We start from the raw sequence: 20,887 nt of genomic DNA on the forward strand, positions 1-20,887 counted from the left end.
TATGAGAACCCAGTCTGGTTTTACCACCTTCACCGTCACGCTGATCCTGATCCTCATCCTGTTGGCCGTCTCCCTGCTGGTGGGCAAACTGCTGGTTGCCGACCGCCGCGTTACCCTGAATGAGGCGCTCTATCGTCAAGTGATGGCCTTGGCCGAGCAGGGGCTCTCCTATGGTTTTGGCCGCATCAGCAGCGTCCCTGCCTGGCGGGGGAGTGTGACCATCTCCCCCTCAGGGGCGGTTGGGAGCTATACCCTGGTCGCAGAAGATATGGTGCCTTTCATTGCCGTGTCCGGTGGCTCCACCTTGGTAACCCCCATCCGCCTGCGTGCTCAAGCGGTACTGGATGACAGCCAGGCCCAGGCTGCGGTCGAGGCGCAATATGTGCAGACCAATGTGCTGGCGGGGACGCCGGCCGCGCCCCTGACGGTGGCCGGTGGCATGGCGGTCGGGGGCAACTTTACCGTGGTGGCCAATCCAAACGGCGGTGGGCCCGGGGTGCCGCTCTCTATCTGGACCAATGACTATGTGGATCTGAACACAGGCTCGGGTCAGACCTGTCATCAGGGGGATTATGCGAGTGGTTGCAGCGCCAATATCAGTCAGCCGGGTAATAAACAGTCGGATATCAAGGACAGCGATCCCGCCTTCCCGACCGACCTGGTGTGGTATCTGTTCAATGAAAATGATGATGTCGCCGGCTGGGCCAACATAGAGTCAAGGGCCAACCAGATAGTGAACAATTGCAGTGGCTTGGGGCCCGCCTCAACCGGGGTCATCATAGTCAACGGCGATTGCAGCCCTGGGGCTGACATTGGTACCCAGGCCGCCCCCGTGGTGCTGATCATCAAGGATGGCAACTTGAGTATCAATGGCAATCGCCAGCTCTACGGGCTGGTATTCGCTTATGCCTCCAATCCCGCAACGACGAACAAAGATATCGATCTCAGAGGTGGAGCCATCGTTCATGGGGCCTTGGCGGCCAACTTCAAGCTGGGCAAGGCCAATGGTACCTATGACGCCAAATATGACGAGGCGGTGCTGAGCAACATAAAAACGGGGGCTGCCTTCCAGACTCTGAAACAGGTTCCAGGTAGCTGGCGCGACTGGTAGAGGATATGCAGATGAAATGGCAAAAAGGATTTGGCCTGCTGGAGATCCTGGTCACCCTGGTGGTGCTTGGCATTGGAGTGGTCGGTTTGGTTGCGATTTCCAAGGCGGCCCTGACGGCATCACAGGATGGGCGGCGTTACGAGATCGCCATGAGATTGGCTGAGTCCAAGAATGATGAGTTTCGCAACTTCAACAGCTTGGTAACGGCGACCGCCCCCCTTACCGCTTATAACGCCATTGCGAGCGGTAGCGAGACCAAAAACCAGTCAGGGGATAGTTACAACCTGGCCTGGATCGTGACCAATCAGTACTGGAACGGATCTACGTCTGCATGGCAGAACACGGCTCCTGCGGGTTATCTGCTGAATTACCCGGGCAGAAAGCAGGTAGCAACGACCGTCAGTTGGACCAATAGCGAGGGGATGGCAACTTCGGTCACCTTGGCAGGGTATGTTTCTCCCGCGGAGTCACTCAGCGCAACGCAGCTCAATGGCGGCTTGGATACCACCCGAGAAGGCCCCAAAATCAGTTATACACCCGGGGTCGCACCGGATGTGGTCTCCATTGACCTTGGCAATGGCAGTAAGCAGGAGACCAGCAAACCCTCCCCCACGGTAAGCGCCAAAAACAATGCGGTTGGTAAAGAGGTGCAATTCGAGACAGTGACCTACCAGCCGGTGGGGCAGGGCAATACCCAGCAGATCCAGCAAGATATCAGCTCGGTGAGTTGTGGCTGCAGCTATGGTACTACCTTGAGTGCCTATCTGCCGGGTCAGGTCTACACGACGAGCACCAACCAGCTCTACTGGAAGGTGGGAACCGTGCTGAGCAAGCAGACCGGTGTCGTCAGTGGCAATGGTCAGCCGGCGCTTTGCAGTAGTTGTTGCAAGGATCATTTCGATGGCTCCGGCACAGGGTTTACCAACTACTATGCCCCCCTCAACACCAGCCGGCAGCGTTATGGCAGCGACTTGGCCGTGGCCGCCAGCGGCAACTATGTGGATGCCTGTCGTTTCGTTCGGCTGGATGGTTTCTATCGCCCCATTCCTGACTGGAATCTGGTCAAGGTGATCGTCACCACCTCGGATTTTCTGGCTCAATCGGCGAATCAGATAAGTTATGAGAATTACATCAAGTATGTGGTCAAGGCCTATGTGGACTGGCAGAAGCAGACTCTGAACTGGACGTCCAATCCGACGGCAACCGCCCCGACCATCAGCGAGTTCAGCGACTGGCTGGCGAGCAATGCGGCGGCCGGTGGTGATACGACGACGTCCATTTCCGTCAATACCGGGACCCGTCAGCTGATTGCCCGCGGCATCTATGTCGATATTCTCGATCCCGCCTATCTGAGCGGCATAGATACCAGTGTCACCGGTTATCTGGCCAAGGTGCCTTTTCAGGACATCAATCTGACCATGTTGGCCGAATGGTCCATGACCCCACTCAGTGGCCAGTTGACAGGGGAGGTGATCGACTACGCCACCGTCAGCAATGAGCCGGTCGATACCATAGTCGACCTCAATAACTATTATTTTGGCAGCTATAGCCGTGGCTATCTGACGACCAAAATGTCTACCAAGGACAGTAATCAAGAGTTACAGAGCGTGAAGGTAAAGGCCACCGTCTATCAGGGGAACTCAGGGGTGACCGCCACCCTGATTTCACCTCAAGATCGGGATATGGCACTCAGCACCGAGCTGGCCGTCAAGGTGGATAGCACAGTCGTCGCCCAACCGACCCTAACGGTGACCGGCAAGGTGCAGTGTCTCGAGAAGTCTGGCAACAACGATCCAGCCCCAACGGCCTGCAAAAAGAATGTGTTCAACAATCTGTCGATGAACACCTCGACGGCGGGGGCCAACTGCCATATAGACAAACCGGGCAACGATAACCAGACCGCCATGTATGTCTGTACGGCGGAGCAAAATAGCACATTGGTGGTGAGCTTCTCCCACTCAGGGGCCGGCAGCAGCTTCAGGCTCAATCCAGCCTCCCTGAGCATCCCAATGACTCCGCCAGCCAGCGGTCAAGTCATCAGCGGCCCCTGCACCCTGCTGGTGGATAACGGCGTCACCAACGCAGCCAACTTGACCTGCTCCTCAACCTCCCCTTAAGGCCCGTCGTGGAAGCCAAGGCGCTGGCACAGCCAGCGCCTTTTCTTTATCATTCCCCATCATTTTCGAATTCAAGATGCATCGCCATGGCAAAAGCCCTCTCTCTGATGCTTGCCCAGTTGAACCTGACGGTAGGCGCCATCGAAGATAACTGTGACAAGGTACTGGCCGCCGCCGCCGAGGCGGAGCAGCAAGGCGCCGATCTGCTGGTCTGCTCCGAGCTGGCCCTGACCGGTTATCCGCCGGAAGACCTGTTGCTGCGCGCCGATCTCATGATCCGGGTCGACGCTGCCCTGGCCCGGATTGCGGCCTGGCGGGGGCGTTGCGCCATCCTGCTGGGTCACCCCTGGCGCCAGGATGGCAAGCTCTACAACACCGCGTCCCTCTATGATAACGGTGTCCTGCTGGCTCGCTATTTCAAGCAGGACTTGCCCAACTACGGGGTGTTCGACGAGAAGCGCTACTTCAGCGCCGGCAAGGAGAGCTGCGTGGTGACGCTGCGCGGTCACCAGCTGGGCTTGCTTATCTGCGAAGACCTCTGGCAGCCGGGCCCGGCCCTGGCCGCCAAGGCGGCGGGCGCCGAGCTGCTGCTCACCATCAATGCCTCCCCCTATGACAAGGACAAGCCCTGGATCCGCCGCGAGCTGATGGCGGAGCGTTGCGGCCAGACCGGGTTGCCCCTGGTCTACCTCAATCAGGTATGCGGTCAGGACGAGCTGGTGTTCGACGGCTGCTCCAAGGTGTTCAACGGCCAGGGCGAGCTGACCCACAGGCTGGCCCCCTTTGCCGAAGAGCTGGCGCTGGTGCGTTTTGTCGAGGGGCAACCCCGCAAGGAGCGCGAGCCTGCGCAGCCCCTCGCTCCCCTGGCCGAGGTCTATCAGGCCCTGGTGCTGGCGGTGCGTGACTATGTCACCAAGAACGGCTTTCAGGGGGCCGTGCTCGGCCTCTCCGGCGGGATTGACTCGGCCCTGACCCTGGCCATCGCCGGCGATGCCCTCGGCAACGACAAGGTGCAGGCGGTGATGATGCCGTTTCGCTACACCGCCCAGATGAGCGTGGAGGATGCCAAGGAACAGGCCGAGCGCATGGGGGTGGAGTTCAACATCATCTCCATCGAGCCCATGTTCGAGGGCTTCATGACCCAGCTTGCTCCCCTGTTCGAGGGCACGGCGCGCGATACCACCGAAGAGAACCTGCAGGCGCGCTGCCGCGGCGTGCTCTTGATGGCGCTCTCCAACAAGCGTCGCCGCATCGTGCTGACCACGGGCAACAAGAGCGAGATGGCCGTGGGCTACGCCACCCTGTATGGCGACATGGCCGGTGGCTTCGATGTGCTCAAGGATGTGCCCAAGACCCTGGTCTTCAAGTTGTGCGAATATCGCAACAGCGTCGATTACATGATCCCCCAGCGGGTCATCGACCGGCCGCCCTCGGCGGAGCTGGCCCCGGATCAGCTGGATCAGGACAGCCTGCCCCCCTACGACATCCTGGACGACATCTTGCAGCGCTATGTGGAGCAGGATGCCTCCGTGGCCGACATGGTTGCCGCCGGTTTCGATGAGGCCACGGTGCGCAAGGTGATCCGGCTGGTGGACATCAACGAATACAAGCGCCGTCAGGCGGCGGTGGGGCCCCGTATCTCGCCCCGCAACTTTGGTAAGGATCGCCGTTACCCCATCACGTCCGGGTTCGGTAAACAGAACTGGTAAGGAGTCACCATGAAGAAGATTGAAGCCATCATCAAGCCGTTCAAACTGGACGATGTGCGCGAAGCCCTGGCCGAGATCGGCATCAACGGCATGACGGTATCCGAGGTCAAGGGCTTCGGTCGCCAGAAGGGCCATACCGAGCTCTATCGTGGCGCCGAGTACATGGTGGATTTCCTGCCCAAGGTGAAGGTGGAGCTGGTGGTCCAGGACGAAGAGCTCGATGCTTGCATCGAGGTGATCCAGAACACGGCACGCACCGGCAAGATCGGCGATGGCAAGATCTTCGTGTGTGACGTGGAGCGGGTGATCCGGATCCGGACCGGCGAAGAGAACGAAGACGCCATCTGATGCGCAAGCGCCTCGTGCTGGCGGGCCTCTCGCTGGGGCTTGCCGCCTGCAGCAGCTCGCCGCCGGCCCAGCCGGAAAACCTGTGTCAGATCTTTCGCGAGAAGCCCGAGTGGCACGAGGCCGCGCGCGACATGACGGCGCGGTGGGGCACACCGGTCCAGGTGGTGATGGCCATGATGTACCAGGAGTCCTCCTTCGTGCACGATGCTCAGCCGCCCATGGGATACTTCCTGTTTATCCCGACCGGACGCGCCAGTTCGGCCTATGGCTATGCCCAGGTGAAAGACGAGACCTGGGCCGATTACCAGCGGGAAACCGGCAACGGCTGGAGCAGCCGGGACGACTTCGCCGACGCCATCGATTTCATGGGCTGGTACACTCACAAGGCCCAGAAGCTCAACGGCACCTCCAAGTGGGATGCCTACGGCCAGTACCTCAATTATCACGAAGGCTGGGGCGGCTATCGCCGTGGCAGCTACCGCAGCAAGGGGTGGCTGATGAAGGTCTCCCGCAAGGTGGAGGCCCGCGCCCAGCGCTATGGCGCCCAGTATCGACAATGCAAGGATCAGCTCTCCAGCGGGAGCTGGTTCTGGTAACCCAATCAGGAGTCAGAAATGCCGTTATTGGACAGTTTTACCGTTGACCACACCCGTATGGAAGCCCCTGCGGTGCGTGTCGCCAAAACCATGCAGACCCCGAGCAAGGACACCATTACCGTGTTCGACCTGCGCTTCTGCGTGCCGAATCAGGAGATCCTCTCCGAGCGCGGCATTCACACCCTCGAGCACCTGTTTGCCGGCTTCATGCGGGATCATCTCAATGGGAATGGGGTGGAGATCATCGACATCTCCCCCATGGGCTGCCGTACCGGCTTCTACATGAGCCTGATCGGCGCACCGGACGAGGCCCGGGTGGGTCAGGCCTGGCTGGCGGCGATGGAAGACGTGCTCAAGGTGCAGGATCAATCCCAGATCCCCGAGCTGAACCTCTATCAGTGCGGCACCTACGCCATGCACTCTCTGGATGAGGCTCAGGATATCGCCCGCAACGTCCTGGCCCGCGGGGTCGGTGTGAACCACAACGACGAGCTGGCGCTGCCGCAAGAGAAGCTCAACGGCCTCTAAGGCACGGGCAGCAGAGGCAAAGAAGGCCGGTCAATGACCGGCCTTCTCTTTTTGTCGGTGCCCCTGTGTCTTGCAAGGAGGTGTGCTCTGAACAGCGGGGCCTGCCGTGGCTAGCCGCCTCACCCTGGTCGCCGCACGGCATCCGGGCGTCAGGAGGGGAGGGGCATCACCCGGTTGCGGCCGAGCTCCTTGGCCTTGTAGAGCAGCCTGTCGACACGCTCGACCAGGGGATCCGCCGCCTCTGTGCCATCGTGCTCGCCGACCCCGAAGGAGGAGGTGATGTGGTCGATGCGCCGACCTGACTTGCGATCCAGGATCGACATCTTCTCGATGGCCCGGCGCAGGCTCTCCGCCACCTGGCGGCTGAGGGCCAGGCTGCGACCCGGCAGCAGCAGGGCAAACTCCTCGCCGCCGAGGCGGTAGGCGGTGACCCCCTCCTTGCAGCACTCCCGCAGCCGCTTGCTGAAGGCGCGCAGCACCTGATCGCCGAGCAGATGACCATATTCGTCATTGAAGTTCTTGAAGCGATCTATGTCGGTCAGGATCAGGGAGAAGGGGTGACGGCTGCGGATCAGGCTATCCATCTCCAGGCTGAAGGCGCGGCGGTTGAGCAGACCGGTCAGGGCATCCTCGTTGGCGAGTTTTCGAGTCTCGTTCAGGGCCTCCTTCAGCACCTTGATCTCCTTCTCGGCGCTGGTCAGCTGGCTGCGAAAGTGCATGGTCGACATCCGAACATCCCGCGACTCGCGCACCAGCTCCCGTAATATCCCCATGGTATCCTCGAGGCTGAGCCCCTCGTCGTCGATCCGGCTCAGCCGATCGAAGCTGCGATCCAGCATGGCCTGAAATGCCCCCGTGTCCGACAGGGCGTCTTGCATGGTGTGGCCCAGCTCGCTGGTCATGGCGGCCAGATTCAGCTTCATGGTCTCGAGCTGCTGGTCGCTCTGGGCCGCCAGATATTGGTGGAACAGCCGTTCACAGGTGGTGAGCGAGCAGGTGCCCTGCAACTTGATGGCCTGATCGATCGCCTGGTTGAGCTCGGGCATGCTGGCCGACACATAGCTGTACCAGAGGGTATAGTTGGCCGGCGTGGTGGGGATCTGATACTTGATCATCAGGGGAACCGCCTGTTTCAGGTAGGCGGCGGACTGGGCGAATGAATCCTTGCTCATGGGTTCCATGTACTATTGGGCGCGCAATTGCGCCCAGTATGACAGAGAGATGCTGGAAAAGGCAGCGGGTGGATGCCATTAGCTCCCCCCTCCGATATACTAGCCGAGTCATTACTTATTCTAAGGCCTGCTTATGTCTCAACAAGATCCTTTCCTCCAACGCGAGGCCGAGAAATATGAGAATCCCATCGCCAGCCGCGAGATGCTGCTGGAGCTCATTCGAGGCCATGAAAAACCCATGTCCCGCGAAGAGTTGGCCACCGTCCTCAAGCTGACCGAGGAAGAGCCGTTGGAAGCCCTTCGCCGTCGTCTGCGCGCCATGGAGCGTGACGGACAATTGGTATTCACCCGCAACCAATGTTATGCCCTGCCGGATCGCCTGAATCTGGTCAAAGGCTATGTGCTCGGCCATAAAGATGGATTCGGTTTCCTGCGCCCTGAAGGTGGTGGATCGGATCTGTTCCTGAACAACCGCGAGATGCAGAAGCTGATGCACGGCGACTACGTGCTGGTGCAACCGACCGAGATCGACCGCAAGGGTCGGCAGGAAGCGCGGGTCGTGCGCCTGCTCAAGGCGCGGGAGGCGGACATCGTCGGCCGCTACTTCGTCGAGAACGGCATGGGCTTCGTGGTGCCGGACGACAGCCGCATCGGCCAGGACATCATCATCCCGGAAGGGGAAAACAAGGGCGCCCGTCAGAGCCAGGTCGTGGTGGTGCGCGTCACCCAGCGCGCCACCGCACGGATCAACGCGGTCGGTACCGTGCTGGAAGTGCTGGGCGAGAACATGGCCCCCGGCATGGAGATCGAGATCGCCCTGCGCACCCACGGCATTCCCCACACCTGGCCGGAGGAGGTGACCAAAGAGGTCGCCGGCCTCGGCGAACAGGTGCCGGAACAGGCCAAGGAGGGGCGCATCGATCTGCGTTCCCTGCCGCTGGTCACCATTGACGGGGAAGATGCCCGCGACTTCGATGACGCCGTCTTCTGCCAGGCCAAGAAGAGCGGTGGCTGGCGCCTGTGGGTGGCCATCGCCGACGTCTCCTCCTATGTGCGCCCCGGCACGGCGCTGGATGCCGAGGCGTATCAGCGCGGCAACTCCGTCTATTTCCCCGAGTACGTGGTGCCCATGCTGCCGGAGGTGCTCTCCAACGGTTTGTGCTCCCTGAACCCTCAGGTAGACCGCCTCTGCATGGTGTGCGAGATGACCATCTCCGCCGGTGGCCGCATGTCCGGCTACAAGTTCTACGAAGCCGTGATGAACTCCCATGCCCGCCTGACCTACAACAAGGTGGCGGCCATCCTGGAAGGGGATGCCAGGCTGCGTCAGCAGTATGATCCCCTGGTGGGCCATATCGAGGAGCTCAACAACCTCTACAAGGCCCTCAAGCATGCCCGTCATCAGCGCGGCGCCGTGGAGTTCGAGAGCGAGGAGACCCGCTTCATCTTCAACGCCCAGCGCAAGATCGACCGCATCGTGCCGCTGGTGCGCAATGATGCCCACAAGATCATCGAAGAGTGCATGATACTGGCGAACGTGGCCGCGGCCCGTTACATCGAGAAGAACGAGGCCGCCGCCCTGTTCCGGGTGCACGACCGCCCGGGCGAGGAGCGCCTGACCGGTTTTCGTGACTTCCTGGCCGAGCTGGGTCTGGAGCTCAAGGGGGGCCTCGAGCCCGAGCCGAAAGATTTCGCCGAGCTGGCCGCCAAGTTCGAGGGGCGCCCGGATGCCGAGCTGCTCTCCACCATGTTGCTGCGCTCCATGCGCCAGGCCATCTACCAGGCCGACAACATAGGCCACTTCGGCCTGGCCCTGAAGTCCTACGCCCACTTCACCTCGCCGATCCGTCGCTATCCGGATCTCATCTTGCACCGCGCCATCAAGTATCAGGCGGCGAAGGAGCAGGCGGCCCAGCGCCACAAGTGGACCCCGAGCGGCGGCTACCACTACCAGATGGAAGAGGTGGATCCCATGGGCGAGCACTGCTCCATGACGGAGCGCCGCGCCGATGATGCCACCCGCGACGTGGCGGACTGGCTCAAGTGCGAGTACATGCTGGATCACGTGGGTGACGAGTTCGACGGCGTCATCGCCAGCGTCACCGGCTTTGGCTTCTTCGTGCGTCTGGCGGAGATCCACATCGACGGCCTGGTCCACATCAGCTCGCTGGACAACGACTACTACCAGTTCGATCCCCTGCACCAGCAGCTGATCGGCGAGAACTTCCGCCGTCGCTATCGCCTCGGTGACAAGGTGCGGGTCAAGGTGATGGCCGTGAACCTGGACGATCGCAAGATCGACTTCACCATGGTGGAGGAGCCCCTCAAGGCCACCGGCAAGAATGCCAAGGAGATGGCGCGCAAGCAGGCCGAGATCAAGAAAGAGAAGGCCAAGAGCAGCCGTCGCCACGAGCGTCGTCAGGAGGGCAAGCCCCTCAAGACCACGGCCGCCAAACCCAACAACCGCCGCCCGAGCAAGAAGGCTCGTGACAAGGCCAAGAGCACGAAATGAGTACTGAACTGATCTACGGCATCCATGCCGTCAGCGCCCAACTGGAGCGCACCCCGGAGCGTTTCATCGAGGTGTGGGCCCTGAAGGGCCGCGACGACGAGCGGCTGCTGCCGCTCCTCGCCGAGCTGGAGTCCCTCGGCATCCGGGTGCAGAGCGTCAACCGCAAGGCGCTCGATGACAAGGCCGAGGGCAACAATCACCAGGGCATACTGGCCCGGGTGAAGGAGTCTCCCAAGCTGGCCGAGCACGATCTGGCCAGCCTGCTGGACAACCTGGCTTCACAAGAGGCACAGCCCTTCCTGCTGGTGCTGGACGGCGTGACGGATCCCCACAACCTCGGCGCCTGCCTGCGCAGTGCCGATGCGGCCGGGGTGCACGCCGTCATAGTGCCACGGGACAAGGCCACCGGCCTGACCCCTGTGGTGCGCAAGGTCGCCTGTGGCGCCGCCGAGGTGGTGCCGCTCATTCAGGTCACCAACCTGGCCCGCAGCCTGCGCGAGTTGCAGGAGCGGGGTGTCTGGATCGTCGGCACCGCCGGCGAGGCCGATCACGACCTCTATCAGGCCAAACTGACCGGTCCCATGGCGCTGGTGATGGGCGCCGAGGGCAAGGGGATGCGCCGCCTGACCCGCGAACATTGCGACGAACTGGTGAGCATTCCCATGGCGGGGGCGGTATCCAGCCTCAACGTCTCGGTGGCGACCGGGGTCTGCCTGTTCGAAGTGGTGCGTCAGCGCCGTGGTTGAATGAGCGTGATGGAGCGCCCCCCGTTTTGCCGGGATCCCCACATCGATGAGCAGGAGGCCAAGGGCCTCCTCTCTTTTGCCCGGCCCCTCTCGCTGGCGCCGAGGGCGCCATTGTGGCGGGCGGGCGATCGCCCGGATCTGCTGGTGCGGGTCGAGCAGGGTCTGCTGCGGGCCCGGGTCGCCCTCGAGGATGGCCGCGAATACATCAAGGAGTTCTACTGGGAGGGGGACGAGTTTCTCGACTTCCACCATCAGCTCAGCGGCCAGCCGGCCCGCTACAGCGTGGAGGCCCTGGAGCCCTGCCGTCTGCTGGTGTTTCCCCTCGCCAGCCTGCGCGGGCACCGGCTCTGGCCCGCCTGGTACCAGCATCTGGTCGCGGTCCAGCTGCGCATCAAGGAGGAGAAGGAGCTGCTGCTGCTCACCGGCACGCCCCAGGCCCGCTATCAGCACTTCCTGAGCCATTTCCCCGACCTGGATGCCCGCCTGCCCGACCATCAGGTGGCGGCCTACCTCGGCATCACCCCCATCAGCCTGAGCCGCATTCGCAAGCGCCTGGCCGGACGTTAACGCCCGGCAAGGCGCCACTGCCGCGCGTCGCCTGATTAACCAAGGTTAATGCGAGGCGCCGGCCGCGGCGCTATGCTGGCGGCTTCTTCCCAAGGAGTCAGCTATGGATTGGACCCTCAAGGGCTTCGACGCCCTCTCGTTACATGAACTCTATGATCTGCTGGCCCTGCGTTCCCGGGTGTTCGTGGTGGAGCAGACCTGCCCCTTCCTCGATCTGGACGGGCTGGACAAACACGGCGAGGTGCTGCATCTGCTCGGGTGGCAGCAGGGCGAACTGGTCGCCTATGCCCGCCTGCTGGCGCCGGATCTGGTGAAGCCGGGCTTTGCAGTGATAGGCCGGGTGGTCACGGCGCCAGAGGCCCGCGGCGGCGGCCTGGGCCATCGCTTGATGGAGAGGGCAGGCGCCGAGTGTGAGCGGCTCTGGCCCCAGGCTCCCGTTTATCTGGGGGCCCAGGCCCATCTGCAGGATTTTTACGCCCGCCACGGTTTTCGGCCCGAGGGGGAAGCCTACCTCGAGGACGAGATACTGCATATCGGCATGGTGCGTCCCTGAGGGCGGGCACAGGGCCATCTAATGCCTTTTAGGCATAACAATGAAATTATTATGTCTTGAGGTAGTAAAAAAATCGGATGCCCAGGGCGGAGTTAGTCCGTATCCTTTGCATGATTAACCGCCAATATCCGATAGAGGCAGTCTAAAGTGGCAAATTTCGCATTGAATGCTGAACAAGATCCGAAAATCTTGCCGCCAAGCCGAGCCATGGCTGTCCTCTGTCCGGACGGGGAGGGGCGATGGAGCTGATCCGCAAGCGCTTCGCCCTCGACCTGCAAACCTTCGCCATCATCACCCTGATCCTGGGGAACCTGGCCCAGGCCTTCTCCGACGTGCTGGTCAAGCTGATCGGCCCCGGCTTCAGCCCGCTGCAATACATGTTGCTGCGCCAGCTGTTCACCCTGCTGCTGCTGTTGCCGCTGATGGCAAGGGTGCCGAGGTCGGCCTGGGGGCTGGGGGCCTGGAAGTGGCACCTGCTGCGGGGCCATCTCTGCCTGCTGGGGGGCGGCGGCATGATGCTGGCCCTGACCCAGCTGCCGCTGGCCACGGCCAACGCCATCTTCTATGTCTCGCCGCTGCTGACCCTGCCGCTGGCGGCCTGGCTGCTGGGGGAGAAGATCCACTCCCGCATCTGGTTGCTGGGGGGGCTCGGGCTGCTGGGGGTGTTGCTGGTGCTCAATCCCGGGGACTTTCATCTGGCCGGGCTCGGCGCCCTGCTCACCGCTTTCACCCTGGCGCTGTTCAACATCACTGGACGCAAGCTGCCGGCGGGCATGTCGGTGGTGGCGGCCCTGTTCTGGGCCAACCTGATGGCGATGCCCCTCACCGCCGGTCTGGCGATCGGTCACTGGCAACCCCTCGACTGGCGACTGCTGGCCCTGATCGGGGGCAGCGGCCTGATGCAGCTGCTCTATCATGCCAGCTGCTTCTATGCCTATCGCCAGGTGGAGGCGAGCCGCATCGCCGCCACCGAATACTCGGGCCTGATGTTCGTGATGCTGCTGGGGGTCTGGCTGTTTGCCGAGATCCCCAGCTGGAACCTATGGCTCGGGGTGGCGCTGATCCTGCTCGCGATCCACTGGCAGCGTCGGCTGGGTTAGCCGCAGAGGTTCTGCCCGTGGGGGTCAGGGTTCGGCCCGGGTGTGCAGGCTGAACCCCTCTTCGCCGCCGGCAAGGGTCACACTGACCCGACCCAGGGCCGCCAGATGGGTGACATGGGTGCCGCCGCAGGGAATGGTCACCTCTTTACCTTCAAGAGTGCAGTGCCAGTAGCGCGAATCTATGATGGCCTCGCCGTCCCAGGAACGGCGGATCTCGCCTCCCGCCGCCAGCCAGTCGGCAAGTTGCCGGTTGACCCTCTCTTCTATCTGCGTCAGCTCCGCCAGCAGGGGCTCGCCGTTGATCCCCTTCTTGCGCAGACTCTTGCCGATCCGGTACTGCTCCCGTGAGCCATGGGGCTCGACCCGCGAGCCCTGGATGGCGAGGCGATCGAAGTCGGGCTGACCGAGGGCGTCGCGCTCGTTCACCGCCTTGCGCCAGTAAGGGATCAGGGCTCGGTTGAGGGCCAGAGCCGCCAGATGGCAGGCGCTGTGCCCCAGGCTGAGGGCATGGCGGGCGGCGGCGTCCACCTCGAGTTCAACCTGGGTGCCGACGGGCAGGGGGTGGGTACCCGCCAGGGGATGCACCACCACGAAGGCCCAGCCTTCTGCCCCCCGCTTGACCGGGATCTCCCTGTCCACGAACAGCTCGCCTGCCGGGCTGATGGCCCCCATGCGGCAGGGGCCCACGGCCGCCTCGCCGCCGTTCCAGCGCACGGTGCCCACATCCCCGGGTTGGTCTGGCCAGAGGTGGCTCTGGGGGTGGAAGGGGGTGAGGTCGGTCACCAGCAGGGTCGGCTCGCCCCCCTGGCAATGGCGCACGCTGGCCTGCTCCTGATGATGGCCCAGCACGAAGCTGGCGCGGGTATGTTGCATGGGGCACTCCTGTGAGAGAACAGGAGGGCAGCATAGCGCAAAGGGAGTCCTGGCTCATTAACCCGGGATAATGAGCCAGGGGGATCAGAGGAGGGAGACCAGCAGATAGGCATTGAGGCCGATCACCAGGGCGACGATGAGGCGCCCCACCGCCTGGGTGAGCGGATGGTTGCGATACTCCCCCATCAGGGCGCCGTCGCCGGTCAGGATCAGCAGGGGGATCAGTGCGAGGGCTATGCCAAAGCTCAGGATCACCTGGCTCAGCACCAGGATTTCCGTGGTATTGAGCCCCATGGCGATCACCACGAAGGCCGGGAGCATGGTGATGAGCCGCCGTAGCCAGAGGGGGATGGTGAAGCGCACGAATCCCTGCATCACCACCTGGCCCGCCAGGGTGCCGACCACGGTGGAGGAGATGCCCGAGGCGACCAGAGAGAGCCCGAACAGGGTGGCGGCGGCCGGGCCCAGCAAGGGGGTGAGCGTCTGATAGGCGGACTCCAGCTCGGCCACGTGATGATGGCCCGAGGCATGGAAGGCGGCCGCCGCCATGGCGACCATGGCGAGATTGACGAAGCCGGCAATGGTCATGGCGATGGCCACGTCGACCCGGGTGGCATGCAGGCGCTGGCGGATAGGCTCCTGCCCCTCGCCATGCTGGGTCAGGGCCGAATGGAGATAGATCACATGGGGCATCACTGTGGCCCCCAGCATGCCGGCGGCAAGGTAGATAGCCTGGTTATTGGGCAGGCCGGGGAAGAGGGCGCCCTCCAGCAGGCTTGGCAGATGGGGGCGGGAGAACACCAGCTCGACGATATAGGCCGCCGCCACGAACAACAGCAGGCCGCCCACCACGAACTCCAACGGCTTCTGACCCCGGCTCTGCAGCATGAGAATGCCCCAGGTCGCCACGGCCGTGATGCAGGCCCCTTCCAGCAGGGTGACCCCGAGCAGCAGCTTGAAGCCCACGGCGGCGCCGATGAACTCGGCGAGATCCGTGGCCATGGCGATGATCTCCGCCTGTACCCAGTAGGCCCAGACCGCCGGTCTGGGCAGACGGTCGCGGATGTGCTGCGCCAGATTCTTGCCGGTGACGATGCCGAGCTTGGCAGAGAGCGTCTGGACCAGCATGGCCATCAGGTTGGCCCAGACCACCACCCACAGCAGCTGGTAGCCGAAGGTGGAGCCGGCTTGGATATTGGTGGCGAAGTTGCCCGGATCGATATAACCGATGGCGGCGATGAAGGCGGGACCCAGCAGGCTGGCTTTGAGTTTGCGTGGGGCCAGCGCGAGGGTGGCAGCGGGTTGCATAACGGCATCCTCCATAGGGATATGGCGTTAGCATAGCTACAAATGATAACTATTATCAATTGTGATTTTAGATGGTGGTCATAGAGAAATCGGGATGGCGGACCGGGTAAATATTTCGCCGCGACAGGGGCAGGTGCCGGTTGCAGTCGGTGTGTCGATTTCGTACAATACGCCGCCCTAGAAAGCAGCGTCTAAACACACCATACGTTCCTTGCCTCCGAGGTCTGGCTGCACCTGGGCGGAGGCTGAATTAATCCGTAAGGAGCTAAAATGCGTCATTACGAAATCGTCTTCATGGTTCATCCGGACCAGAGCGAGCAAGTTCCCGGCATGATCGAGCGTTACACCGGCGCGATCACCGCTGCCGGCGGTACCATTCACCGCCTGGAAGATTGGGGCCGCCGTCAACTGGCTTACCCGATCGACAAACTGCACAAAGCCCACTACGTTCTGCTGAACGTGGAAGCAGAGCAAGCCGTTATCGATGAGCTGGAAACCAACTTCCGCTTCAACGATGCCGTTATCCGCAACATGATCATGCGCACCAAGCACGCCGTGACCGAAGTTTCTCCGATGGCCAAGGCCAAAGAAGAGCGCTTCCCCCGTCGTGACGACGAGCGCCGCGAAGAAGCGACTGAAGCTTCCTCCGAAGAGTAATTCTTAGATCACTGACATAGAGGATAAAGGCCATGGCACGTTATTTCCGTCGTCGTAAGTTCTGCCGCTTCACCGCCGAGAACGTTACCGAGATCGACTACAAAGATATCGTTACTCTGAAAAACTACGTCACTGAATCTGGCAAGATCGTACCGAGCCGTATCACCGGTACCCGCGCCAAGTATCAGCGTCAGCTGGCACGCGCCATCAAGCGTGCTCGTTACCTGGCTCTGCTGCCGTACACCGATCTGCACAACAAGTAAGCATCGGTCCGGCACTTAAGCCTAACTCAACATCATTAGAGGAAAGGTAATGCAAGTTATCCTGCTCGACAAAATCGCCAAACTGGGCGGTCTGGGTGATCAAGTCGCTGTTAAAGCTGGCTACGCCCGTAACTATCTGATCCCGCAAGGCAAAGCCGTCATGGCTACCAAGGCCAACATCGAGACCTTCGATGCTCGCCGTGCTGAACTGGAAGCCAAGCTGGCTGCCGGTAAAGCTGCCGCTGAAGAGCGCGCTGCCAAGCTGGGTGAACTGGCTGCCGTTGTCATCGCCTCCAAGTCTGGCGACGAAGGCAAGCTGTTCGGTTCCATCGGTACCCGTGACGTGGCTGAAGCCATCACTGCTGCCGGCGTCGCCGTTGCCAAGAGCGAGGTCCGCATGGGCAACGTTCTGCGCAACACCGGCGAGTACGAAGTTGTTGTTCAGCTGCACGCTGACGTCAAGGCAACCGTACAGATCCAGGTTGTTGCCCTGTAATAGCGACTCGCTGTTGCAGAAAAACCCGCGCCAAGGCGCGGGTTTTTTATTTTGGGCCGCCAAGTTACAGTAAGAGACTGTTTTTGCGCGGGAGGTGCTCATGGCGGCCTGGGTTGAAGGACGTGTCATCGAACGTATCCGCTGGACGGATACCCTGTTTTCCCTGCGGGTGGAGGCGGATCTGGCCCCCTACCAGGCGGGACAATTCACCAAGCTGGCCCTCGAGCAGGGCGATCGCCGCATCCAGCGCGCCTACTCCTTCGTCAATCCGCCATCGACCCCCTATCACGAGTTCTATCTGGTGGAGATCCCGGGCGGTGAACTCACCCCCAGCCTGGGTTCCCTGCAGCCGGGGGATGGCCTGCTGGTGCAATCCCAGGCCACGGGGTTCCTGACCCTGAGCGAGATCCCCCCCGGCCGGGATCTCTGGCTGCTCTCCACCGGCACCGCCATCGGCCCCTTTCTCTCCATCCTGGCGGCGGGGGAGGCGGAGCAAGGCTTCGACAACCTGATCCTGGTGCATGGGGTAAGAAAGGGGGAGGAGCTCAGTTATCAGCTCCTGATCGCCGAGCTTCAGGCCCGGCTGGGCCGCCGGCTGCACTATGTTCCCTTCGTCAGTCGCGAGCCCTGGCCCGGCGCCATGGCGGGCCGGATCCCGGCGGCCATCGACGCAGGCACCCTGCAGGCGCGGGTCGGTCTGACCTTCAGCCCGAAGCACAGCCAGGTGATGATCTGCGGCAATCCCGAGATGGTGAAGGCGACCCAGCAGGCACTCATCGCCCAGGGCCTGGCCAAGAACCTGAGGCGAACCCCGGGCCAGATCAGTTCGGAGAATTATTGGTAGTGCAATGAACGCAGGGGCCCAGGGCCCCTGCGTCATGATGGCGCCTTGCCGGTCATGGCGGATATCAGGGTTTCTTGCCGTTGCCGTGGTTCTTTTGTTTGTTGTGGCCCTGGCCCGGGTTGTTGCCGCTGTGGATGCTGCGGTTGTAGTGATCCCGATACTTGCCATCCACCTGGTCGCAGTTGAACTGTACCCGGCTGTCGCCTATGCCGAGATCCAGACAGTTGTTCTGCCACCAGCGGTACTCCTGCTGATCCCAGTCGATGTCCAGCTTCATGTCACCGCTGGAGAACGTGAAGCCATCGTCGTGCTTGGAGGGCGGCGCAGCAAAGGCCGCGCCATGGGCCAGGAGGAGGGAGAGCAGCAGGCTAGTCTTGTTCATGATGACCTCGAATTCAGGGGAATAACTCTCAGTCTAGAAGGTGGAAGCTTAACCTGAACGGAACCGGTCACCACCCCGACATGCATCGCTCCCATAACAGCCTGTCCCGGTGGAGCGTACCGCTCGCCAGATCGGTCTACCCTGGCTGTGCTGGCAATTTGTCCGATCTGGTCGCGCCCTGTCCAGCCAGGACGGTATCTGATTGAATTCAAGCGATTGGCCTTCATTCTGCCGAGGGGGGGACTATAATCGGCAGCCAACTTTTCCTGCACAGCACACCTCTTCATCATGACCACACAGGCTCCTGCCGTACTGCGCTACCCCAAGGGGTGGTTTGCCCTGACCACGGTATACAGTTTTACCGGGCTGGCCATTCTGGCCTCCATCGTCTTCTCCCTGTTGCTGTTTCTCTCCATCGACGACAACCCTGTGATGAAGTGGTTGTTCGGCGGTCTGGCCATCATCTTCGAACTGGGCAAGTTCTACGTCTGGTACGAATATGGCGAGTGCAAGGCGCGGCGCGATCTCGGCGGCGCCTTCTGGTCCCTGCTGTTTTACAGCGTGCTGGCGGCCATCTCCATCGGCGGCAGCATCGGCGGCATCAACAGCGCCACCAATACGGTGCTGAGCCAGCAGGCGCACCATGAGCGGGAGATAGCCCGCTTCGACGAGCAGATCGCCAGCATAGAGCGCCAGATCCAGCTCAACGAGGAGGCGGCGCGCAAGTACATAGAGATGGCGCGCATCTCCAGCGGGGTCAGCGGCCTGCAGCAGGCCAACACCCGACTCAGGTTGAAGCAGGATGAGCTGCGTCAGGAGCGCGATGCCAAGCCGGTCAACGAGCAATCCTCCATGCTGGGGCTGATGAGCAGCCTGGCGGACGGCATGGGCATCAGCATAGGTCAGGTGCAGTTCCTGCTGGTCTGCTTCCTCTCCATACTGCTCGATGCGTTCGGGGCCTTCTTCGTCAGCCTGATCGGCGAGGAGAACCGCTTCTGTCGCCAATGGTTGTGGCAACAGGCGCGAGAGCAGGCCGAGGCTCGCCAAACCGAATCAGCCGCCGCCGCGCCCATGGTGGCGAGCAGACCCGAGCCAGCACCGGCCGTGGTGGCCCAGGTCCGCTCAGGTCTGGAGAGCGGCGAGCTCAAGTGCAGCAAGCGGGGGGTGGCAGAGGCGCTGTCGCTCTCCCTGGAAGAGGTGGACAGAATATTCCAACATCTGTTGGCAGAGGGGGTGCTGGGGCAGGGCAGCAATCGTCACTACCACCTCAGTGCGCAGGCGGGTTGAGATCCGGGCCACCTCAGGGTGGCCTTTTTGTTGCCGCAGGCGGCGTCAGTGGGTGAGCAGCATCATCAGGCTGAGGAAGGCGGCAAGCCCGCCACCGATGCCGATGATCCAGTAAAACCCCTTGGCCCCCTGCTTGATGGGAATGCGAAAGTAGAGCAGGAAGGCCCACCAGGCCAGCGCCAGCAGCAGGGGGATAAGAAACATTCGAGCCATGGTGTCCTCGCTGTTATTCTGTTGACCCTTGATCAATCAACAGGATGGATTGTGCAATGACGCAGTTACAGATTACCGCATTCGGCGACCCCTCGGTACTCAGCCTCACCCCTTCCCAGGACAAGGTGCCCGCAGAGGGTGAGGTTCGGGTGCGCATCTGTTACGCCGGGGTGAACCCCATCGACGCCAAGACCCGGGCCGGCCTCGGCTGGGCGGCGGCCCAGAACAAGGACAAGCTGCCCTGGACCCCGGGCTATGACATGGCCGGTGTGGTGGCGGCGCTGGGCCCTGGGGTGGATAACCTCAAGGTGGGGGACAAGGTGTGCGGCATGGTCGGCTTCACCCTGGAGGGAGGGGCCTACGCCGAGTCCATCCTGGCGCAGGCGGCGCTGCTGGTGCCCCTGGAGGAGGTGAGCCTCAAGCAGGGGGCGGCCTTGCCGCTGGCCGGTCTCACCGCCTGGCAGGGGCTGTTCGAACACGGTGAACTCAAGCAGGGGCAGCGGGTGCTGATCCTGGCCGGCGCCGGTGGCGTGGGCCACCTGGCGGTACAGTGGGCCCGCGCCTATGGCGCACGGGTGACGGCGCTGGCGAGCCCGGACAATCACGGCTTCCTGCACGGCCTGGGTGCAGAGCAGTTGGTGGATTACCACGATCCCGATTGGGTCGCTCAGGTCGGCCGGGTGGCGCTGGTGCTGGATCTGGTGGGTGGCGACAGCGGCAAGGCGGCGCTCGATTGCGTGGCCGAGGGGGGTCGCCTCGTCACAGTGCCCACCATCACGGCGGAGGCGATCAAGCAGGCGGGCAGCGAGCGCGGCATCGAGGTGCGCGGCATGTTGGTGCAACCCAATCCCGGGCAACTGGCCCAGATGCTGACCCTGCTGCGCCTCGGCGAGGCGCAGATCTGCATCAGTCGCGAGTTCGAGCTGGCCGATGGCGCCCTGGCCCATGCCGCCATCGAGGGGGGGCATACCCGCGGCAAGTTGCTGCTGCGCATGCCGGGCGCGAGCCTGGATGAGTAACGGCCTGGCCCCCGTGCCTGCTCCCCCGGCGCACGCCCCATGGAGATGAGCCTCGGCTGGCTGTTTCTGAGCGCCTTCACCTCTGCCACCCTGCTGCCCGGCAGCTCCGAGGTGCTGCTGGGGGCCATGGCCGCCCAGGGGCAGTGGGGCATGGCCAGCCTGCTCTTCTGGGCGACCCTGGGCAACACCCTGGGCTCCATGACCAGCTGGTGGCTCGGCTGGCTCGCCACCTACAAGAAAAAACCGGAAGATTTTCAAGGTCGTGGGGAACAAAAGGCGCTCGCCTGGCTCAAACGTCATGGCCACTGGTGCCTGCTGCTCGCCTGGACGCCTGTGCTCGGCGATGGCCTCTGCCTGCTGGCCGGCTGGCTGCGTCTCTCCTTCTGGCGCTCTCTCATCCTGATCGGGCTCGGCAAATTGCTGCGTTATGCCCTGGTGTTTCTGTTGGCCAGCCAGATTTTCTAGCCCTTTTGTCACTCACGAGGT

Annotated in this window: 23 protein-coding genes; 18 read left to right on the forward strand and 5 right to left on the reverse strand. The window is 62.4% G+C overall.

The window, feature by feature from the left end; translation table 11 throughout:
• The first annotated feature begins 1 nt into the window (after nt 1).
• The 6 genes from ACLHZ1_RS10855 (at nt 2) to luxS (ending at nt 6,409) form a co-directional block, all read left to right on the forward strand.
• Complete coding sequence (locus tag ACLHZ1_RS10855; RefSeq protein ID WP_427262097.1) at nt 2-1,111, forward strand: hypothetical protein; 1,110 nt, start codon at nt 2-4, stop codon at nt 1,109-1,111.
• 11 nt (nt 1,112-1,122) lie between these two features.
• On the forward strand, nt 1,123-3,228 hold the full coding sequence (locus tag ACLHZ1_RS10860; protein WP_427262098.1) for a type IV pilus modification PilV family protein: 2,106 nt from the start codon (nt 1,123-1,125) through the stop codon (nt 3,226-3,228).
• 86 nt (nt 3,229-3,314) lie between these two features.
• The gene (locus ACLHZ1_RS10865; protein ID WP_427262099.1) at nt 3,315-4,937 is read left to right on the forward strand and encodes an NAD+ synthase; all 1,623 of its coding nucleotides are present in this window, start codon (nt 3,315-3,317) and stop codon (nt 4,935-4,937) included.
• 9 nt (nt 4,938-4,946) lie between these two features.
• On the forward strand, nt 4,947-5,285 hold the full coding sequence (glnB, locus tag ACLHZ1_RS10870) for a nitrogen regulatory protein P-II (RefSeq protein ID WP_041995101.1): 339 nt from the start codon (nt 4,947-4,949) through the stop codon (nt 5,283-5,285).
• Entirely contained in the window at nt 5,285-5,881 is a 597-nt protein-coding gene (locus ACLHZ1_RS10875; protein ID WP_427262100.1) for a transglycosylase SLT domain-containing protein, read from the forward strand. Before glnB ends, ACLHZ1_RS10875 begins: the two co-directional genes overlap by 1 nt.
• Nucleotides 5,882-5,899: 18 nt before the next feature.
• A complete protein-coding gene (luxS, locus tag ACLHZ1_RS10880) occupies nt 5,900-6,409 on the forward strand; it encodes an S-ribosylhomocysteine lyase (RefSeq protein ID WP_427262101.1) in 510 nt (169 codons plus the stop codon).
• Nucleotides 6,410-6,558: 149 nt separating this feature from the next.
• Here luxS and ACLHZ1_RS10885 read toward each other — a convergent pair whose 3' ends face one another.
• Nucleotides 6,559-7,581 carry a GGDEF domain-containing protein gene (locus tag ACLHZ1_RS10885; protein WP_427262102.1) on the reverse strand — a complete coding sequence of 341 codons (1,023 nt, stop codon included), beginning with the start codon at nt 7,579-7,581 and terminating at the stop codon, nt 6,559-6,561.
• Between the two features lie 133 nt (nt 7,582-7,714).
• On the opposite strand from ACLHZ1_RS10885, the gene rnr reads away from it, so the two are divergent.
• From rnr to ACLHZ1_RS10910, 5 genes are all read left to right on the forward strand, one after another.
• A complete protein-coding gene (gene rnr / locus ACLHZ1_RS10890; RefSeq protein ID WP_427262103.1) occupies nt 7,715-10,093 on the forward strand; it encodes a ribonuclease R in 2,379 nt (792 codons plus the stop codon).
• Nucleotides 10,090-10,839, forward strand: coding sequence for a 23S rRNA (guanosine(2251)-2'-O)-methyltransferase RlmB (gene rlmB, locus ACLHZ1_RS10895; protein ID WP_408793711.1), 750 nt, complete (start codon nt 10,090-10,092; stop codon nt 10,837-10,839). The genes rnr and rlmB overlap by 4 nt, the downstream gene beginning before the upstream one ends.
• A gap of 9 nt (nt 10,840-10,848) precedes the next feature.
• A complete protein-coding gene (locus tag ACLHZ1_RS10900; RefSeq protein ID WP_427262104.1) occupies nt 10,849-11,406 on the forward strand; it encodes a Crp/Fnr family transcriptional regulator in 558 nt (185 codons plus the stop codon).
• A 103-nt stretch (nt 11,407-11,509) separates the two neighbouring features.
• Complete coding sequence (locus tag ACLHZ1_RS10905; RefSeq protein WP_427262105.1) at nt 11,510-11,959, forward strand: GNAT family N-acetyltransferase; 450 nt, start codon at nt 11,510-11,512, stop codon at nt 11,957-11,959.
• A 239-nt stretch (nt 11,960-12,198) separates the two neighbouring features.
• Complete coding sequence (locus ACLHZ1_RS10910; RefSeq protein ID WP_427262106.1) at nt 12,199-13,059, forward strand: DMT family transporter; 861 nt, start codon at nt 12,199-12,201, stop codon at nt 13,057-13,059.
• 24 nt (nt 13,060-13,083) lie between these two features.
• Here the strand turns inward: ACLHZ1_RS10910 and ACLHZ1_RS10915 are convergent, their stop codons facing one another.
• A complete protein-coding gene (locus tag ACLHZ1_RS10915) occupies nt 13,084-13,932 on the reverse strand; it encodes a hypothetical protein (RefSeq protein ID WP_427262107.1) in 849 nt (282 codons plus the stop codon).
• A gap of 84 nt (nt 13,933-14,016) precedes the next feature.
• Nucleotides 14,017-15,240 (reverse strand): Nramp family divalent metal transporter, encoded by a 1,224-nt coding sequence (locus tag ACLHZ1_RS10920; protein WP_427262108.1) that lies wholly within the window; start codon nt 15,238-15,240, stop codon nt 14,017-14,019.
• 270 nt (nt 15,241-15,510) lie between these two features.
• Between ACLHZ1_RS10920 and rpsF the strand changes: the two genes are divergently transcribed.
• The 4 genes from rpsF to ACLHZ1_RS10940 all read left to right on the forward strand — a co-directional run bounded on the left by rpsF (nt 15,511) and on the right by ACLHZ1_RS10940 (nt 17,500).
• On the forward strand, nt 15,511-15,897 hold the full coding sequence (rpsF, locus tag ACLHZ1_RS10925) for a 30S ribosomal protein S6 (RefSeq protein ID WP_041995081.1): 387 nt from the start codon (nt 15,511-15,513) through the stop codon (nt 15,895-15,897).
• Nucleotides 15,898-15,929: 32 nt separating this feature from the next.
• A complete protein-coding gene (rpsR, locus tag ACLHZ1_RS10930) occupies nt 15,930-16,160 on the forward strand; it encodes a 30S ribosomal protein S18 (protein WP_005313392.1) in 231 nt (76 codons plus the stop codon).
• 49 nt (nt 16,161-16,209) lie between these two features.
• The gene (gene rplI / locus ACLHZ1_RS10935) at nt 16,210-16,656 is read left to right on the forward strand and encodes a 50S ribosomal protein L9 (protein WP_005331773.1); all 447 of its coding nucleotides are present in this window, start codon (nt 16,210-16,212) and stop codon (nt 16,654-16,656) included.
• A gap of 100 nt (nt 16,657-16,756) precedes the next feature.
• Entirely contained in the window at nt 16,757-17,500 is a 744-nt protein-coding gene (locus ACLHZ1_RS10940; protein ID WP_427262109.1) for a ferredoxin--NADP reductase, read from the forward strand.
• A 64-nt stretch (nt 17,501-17,564) separates the two neighbouring features.
• Here ACLHZ1_RS10940 and ACLHZ1_RS10945 read toward each other — a convergent pair whose 3' ends face one another.
• Complete coding sequence (locus ACLHZ1_RS10945) at nt 17,565-17,882, reverse strand: hypothetical protein (RefSeq protein WP_427262110.1); 318 nt, start codon at nt 17,880-17,882, stop codon at nt 17,565-17,567.
• A gap of 288 nt (nt 17,883-18,170) precedes the next feature.
• Here ACLHZ1_RS10945 and ACLHZ1_RS10950 point away from each other — a divergent pair, with 288 nt between their 5' ends.
• A complete protein-coding gene (locus ACLHZ1_RS10950; RefSeq protein ID WP_427262111.1) occupies nt 18,171-19,169 on the forward strand; it encodes a Preprotein translocase subunit SecY in 999 nt (332 codons plus the stop codon).
• Between the two features lie 45 nt (nt 19,170-19,214).
• Here ACLHZ1_RS10950 and ACLHZ1_RS10955 read toward each other — a convergent pair whose 3' ends face one another.
• Nucleotides 19,215-19,382 carry a hypothetical protein gene (locus ACLHZ1_RS10955; RefSeq protein WP_427262150.1) on the reverse strand — a complete coding sequence of 56 codons (168 nt, stop codon included), beginning with the start codon at nt 19,380-19,382 and terminating at the stop codon, nt 19,215-19,217.
• Between the two features lie 56 nt (nt 19,383-19,438).
• Here ACLHZ1_RS10955 and ACLHZ1_RS10960 point away from each other — a divergent pair, with 56 nt between their 5' ends.
• Together ACLHZ1_RS10960 and ACLHZ1_RS10965 are read left to right on the forward strand one after the other, a co-directional pair.
• Nucleotides 19,439-20,401 carry an NADP-dependent oxidoreductase gene (locus ACLHZ1_RS10960; protein WP_427262112.1) on the forward strand — a complete coding sequence of 321 codons (963 nt, stop codon included), beginning with the start codon at nt 19,439-19,441 and terminating at the stop codon, nt 20,399-20,401.
• A 39-nt stretch (nt 20,402-20,440) separates the two neighbouring features.
• Nucleotides 20,441-20,866, forward strand: coding sequence for a YqaA family protein (locus ACLHZ1_RS10965; RefSeq protein ID WP_427262113.1), 426 nt, complete (start codon nt 20,441-20,443; stop codon nt 20,864-20,866).
• Nucleotides 20,867-20,887 lie beyond the last annotated feature (21 nt).

The sequence above is a fragment of the Aeromonas sobria genome (assembly GCF_050266975.1).
Lineage (GTDB): Bacteria > Pseudomonadota > Gammaproteobacteria > Enterobacterales > Aeromonadaceae > Aeromonas > Aeromonas sobria_B.